Genomic DNA, 4,653 nt, shown 5'->3' on the forward strand with positions numbered 1-4,653 from the left:
TGCAGTTCGACGGTTACGAACTAGACATCGCCCGGCTCTCGCTTTTCCTCGGCGCAGGTGTGCGGACAAGGGTTCCCGCTTGGGAAGGCGCTCTTCAGGAACTAGAGGGCAAGCCACGAACGAGCCTGCCCGCAGGGCTGGCGGCAGCTCTCGATCGCGGGATGCTTATCGCGGCGGAAGAGCCTGGTCTTACCTGGATGATGTGCGACGGCGGCGCGGCACCGGAAGCCGCCGCCACCGTTGTGGCGCGGAGAGCCTGCATCCCGGCGGCCTTGCCTGTAGTGACGAGCTGGCGCCGGCTTGAGGGCGACTGGGTGGCGTCCGGCCGCCTTGCACCTGGCGAGCTGGTCGATCTGCGTCGCGCCCTCGGACTCACGACGCCCGAACCGATCCAGCTGACGGACCTCTCCTTCGAAGGCGGTGTCCGAACGGATCGAACAAGCTGGCTCGGTCGTCCGGGTTTCCTGCCTTCCATCCGCGCTTCATCGTCTAGCGAGGTGTCCCTCCAGCCTGTCGAGGGTGCGGAGGGCAACCTGATTGCGGTCCGGGAGGGCGACCAATGGAGGCTGACGTCGACAGGTCCGGTGAACGGCCGTTGGCGAGTGACCGCGTCGGAGCTCGGCGCGGATACAGAGAGGGTAATCTGTTTGGAGCGCTGCGCCCCGGAACATCGGGACTTCCCGTCACTTGCTGCGACCTTTGAGGCTGAACGTGACGCGCTCTCCCGGGCGTCTGCCTGCTCCAAGCCTCGTTACCCATCCGATCTGAGGGACCAGATCCCGACCGCCTTGGATGATGCTCTGGAAGCCGTCTACGCCGGTCCGGCTGGCGGCTGGCCAGAGGGCGAACTCGTCCGCGCGCTCGCGCCAGCGATGCCGTGCGATCATTTCATCTGGGATTTCATCAGGGCTCTGGCGGAGGCGGAGTGGCTCGACCCAGTGGTTCTCAGATCTTGGCGTGCCCGGGTTTGGCGACTAAGACCGCCGGCCCTGCGGCAAATCGATCCGGGCCGCATTGTAGCGACCGGAGCCGTCGGAGCCGCGGCGCGGCGGCGGCTCGCGGAGGCCGTGAAAGCGCTGGACGGGCATTTAAGGCTGCTGCCCGGCGTCTCCGATTGGGCGCCGCCGATCATTGCGATCGAGGGATTGCGCGTCAACGAACTCGCTGATGCGATGGGTTGGCCAATCCAGACCCACCCCCCCTGTCGTTTCGAACCGGCGCCGCGTTGCTGGCCTCCTGAGCGGAGGTCGGGCGACGGACGCCAGCTCCAAGCCGTCTGGTCGTTCGAAATCGGCTTGTTCCTACCGCCCACGGAACGGTCGATTGTTCAGCCCCTGAGGCTGGAAAGGCTCGTTCGCGAGCGCGGAGATGACCGTGACGTCTATCGCGTCCTTGACCATGACAAATCGTTCGTCACGGCGTCACGGACCGCCGCGATCGTGGAGGCGCACAGGCTCGCCCGTCGCCCGCTCTTCCACTGGAAGGATGGTCGCTATCGGCGTCGGACCCGATCCGGTCACTTGCCCCTTGAGATGGCGCGGGCACTTGCCTGGGAGTCCCTGTCGACGCCAGGACCCGTGACCGCGGCCGACGGGAGCTGGTCCTATCACTATCCCGCGGCGCCCGCAGCGGCCGGCTGGGTCGCGGATTCGTTGGGCGCTGCCGTCCTCTTCGAGGGCATCACCAGGCTCGACCCGTTGGCGGCGGTCGTTGCGGCCCGGCGCAGCGGCGCACGACGGGTCTGGACGGACCGAAGGAAAGTTGGAGCGCTCGCTTGACCGATCCCTTGTACATCGGCCGGCCGGTCTATGAACCGAAGCCACACACGAGACTGGACCCCTTGGCCTTGGTCGAGGACGGCGCCTGGCGTGTCTATAAGGATTGGACGAAGGCGCTGCCAAAGGAGGGGCGGGTGTTCGCGCCTCGTTTGACTGGCTTCACGGTCCGCAGTCTTGTCGCCTTCAAAATCGCACCCAATCTTACTGGCGAGAAGGACGAATGTCTCGTCTCGGACCCCAAGCCGGTGATCGAGGTTCTCGATTTCCGCCATGCCGATGCGGAAGCCGCCCGTCGCCGCCTGGTCGAGGATGGACTTTCCCAGATCCTGTCCGGCTGCACCTCCGTGGTCGCCGCGCTCCCCGATGGCTTATGTGTCGTCGTGCCGCTGGTGCGGCATCCTTCGACTGAAGCCTGGGTCGCCGACATCGTCGGCCTCGACCACCTCCAGACCCATCTCCTCGACCAACGGCTCTTCAGCGGCGACAAGATTGACGGGCACTGGATCGCCGTTCCCGACGTCACCGTCGGAGCGTTGGCCGGTCAGGTGAACTGGTGCCGCGACGCGGATTTCCTTGAGTCTCTTCTGAAACGTTTGCGAAAATCGACGCAGCAAGGTGCGGGTTCCCTGTCCCGCGCGCAGATCACCCATCTCGTCGGCCAGCTGGTGCGGGGCGAGCTCCTGCCGTCGGACGGCGCCGACCTGGAGTCTTACCGAGATAGGCTCGAAGCGTTCGGCGCGGGCCTCGTCACGAACCTGGAGTCCGTCGACAAGATCGTCGCGGTTCTCGGCGACCAGCAATCTGTCCAAGAAGGGCTTGAAGCCTTCATCGCGGAGCGGAAAACCGTTCTGGAGGCGGAACTCAGGTCAACGCTTGAAGCCAGTTACCTGCAGGACCTTGAGGCGAGTTTCTCAAGCTATAACGAGCAGCGCGACCAGCTCGCCACTGAAGTCGCCGCGCTCCAGTCGAGCCTGGAGATCCAACGCTCGCAGTTGGATGAGGAGCGGACCCAGGTCAAGGAAGCCCGAGCCGCATTGTCCACCGACCTCCTGGAACTTCTTGCAGAATTGGACGAGGAGCCCCTGTTGGAAGACGCCGACGTCGCCAGACTCGGCAAGCGGCTTGCCGTCCGTCTAGGCGATCCCGGTCATACCTTCACCACGGCAGCCGCGGCGGCCTCCCCTTGGGCCGCTCCGGAACATCCGGACGCAACACTTCGGCCCTGGGCTGAGCTCGATCAGGTCGTGGTGAAAACGGCCCAAAGGTGGGGCTACCTAGCCGACGACCTACGCATTATCGACGTGTGCGCACGGGGCGGCATGCCGGTTCTCCTGCCAGAGCAGGTCGCTGGCGATCTGGTCGCCTGCTACGCTGAACTGATCGCTGGCGGGGGGATGAGCCGGCACGTCCTCGACCCATCCGTCATTTCCGTTGAGGATCTCTGGAGACCTCCTGGATCCGCGAGGCTCGGGGCGTTTGCAAAGGCTTGGGCGAGGGCGCGGCTGGACCCGGCCCGCTACCAGGTGGTGCTGCTCGACGGCCTGCACAGAACGCCATCCGCACTGTGGATGCCGACTTTCATCGACGTCATGAGGGAGGCGCGTCGACCACCGAACCTGCTGATCTTCGTCAGCACCGGCGAAACCCCCGTCGATCCCGAACGCGCCTGGGATCTGGCCGACGATGGCATGGTGGCGTTCTCGCCGACAACGTCGGCGGGGCTCCCGGCGGCCTTCCTGTCGCGCATGGCTGGCAAGGAGCGGAGCGCCGCCGTGTTCAACGCTGCCGAGGGGCCGCAACCGACAGTGGCGGACCTCCTGAAAGCGACCGAGAAGCTTGAGACGGCGCTCGACGGCCGTCGCCTCCGAACCGCCTGTGGGTTGGTCAGAGCAGCCTGGTCCTACGGTGAGCAGGTAGCCTTGCAGTCGGCCCTTGCGCTGTGCGGAACCGGAGAGTCCGCATCGCCCGCCTTCACAGCGGGCCAACTCTGGGTGAGCGCCGCCCCGCCACAACAAGACGACAGATAGAGGGACGATCCATGCTGGATCCATTGGGCGGCTTCGAACGGCTTCGCGAGCTCTATATTTCCTACCTCGACACCGCATTCAGGGTCCGTCGGCCGGAACTGGCGGAGCGCCGTCGCGCGCTTCTCCGGACCAGCGGAGCCTTGACCACTTCGCCCTTCATCGAGCCCGTCGCGCGCTATCGTTCGGCGACGCTATCCCTTGCCGATCTCGTCGAGGACGGCGTGGATAATCCGTTATCCGACATGTCGAAGGAGGCCCGCCGCGCCTTCGCCGAACTTGCAGTATCGGGCCTGTTCCCGGGCCGGCCCGGAGACGATGGCGAACTGGCGAGGCGTGAGCTGTTCAACCCCTATCAGCATCAGGTGGACATGCTTCGCCGGGGCCTTCGATCGGGCCGGCCGGGCATCGTCACCTCAGGAACTGGATCCGGAAAGACCGAATCTTTCATGTTGCCGATCATGGCGGCCATGGCTGAGGAAGCCGTCCGATGGCCCGCGCCCGGGCCGGGCTACCTGCAGGGGGAGTGGTGGAAGGACACGCCGGAACGTTTCCGCCCCCATCGCGCCGCAGAACATCCGGATCGACCGAAGGCGCTACGGGCCATTGTGCTGTATCCCATGAACGCGCTCGTCGAGGACCAGTTGGCGCGGCTCAGGAAGGCCTTCGATTCAGCCGAGGCGAAGGAAGTCATGGATCGCCGCTTCAACGGCAACCGGCTTTTCTTCGCGCGCTACACCAGCGCGTCCCCCGTGGCGGGGTTTCTTCAGCATCCGCGCAGAGCCGCGACCCGGAAGGAGCGTGAAGCGGCCGCACGGCGCTTGAAGCGCGTGGCCGAGGACCTGAAAACT

General features: G+C 65.6%; 3 protein-coding genes. All 3 read left to right on the forward strand.

The annotated features are described in order from the left end of the window. A partial coding sequence (locus tag Q0C81_RS12555) for a hypothetical protein (protein WP_291838316.1) occupies positions 1 to 1,778 on the forward strand: 1,778 nt, incomplete at its 5' end. After that, the gene (locus Q0C81_RS12560; protein WP_291838318.1) at positions 1,775 to 3,805 is read left to right on the forward strand and encodes a hypothetical protein; all 2,031 of its coding nucleotides are present in this window, start codon (positions 1,775 to 1,777) and stop codon (positions 3,803 to 3,805) included. The genes Q0C81_RS12555 and Q0C81_RS12560, both read left to right, overlap by 4 nt. Positions 3,806 to 3,816: 11 nt before the next feature. Continuing rightward, on the forward strand, positions 3,817 to 4,653 hold an 837-nt coding region (locus tag Q0C81_RS12565), incomplete at its 3' end, for a DEAD/DEAH box helicase (protein ID WP_291838321.1).

The organism is Brevundimonas sp., from assembly GCF_023259385.1.
Taxonomy (GTDB): Bacteria; Pseudomonadota; Alphaproteobacteria; order Caulobacterales; family Caulobacteraceae; genus Brevundimonas.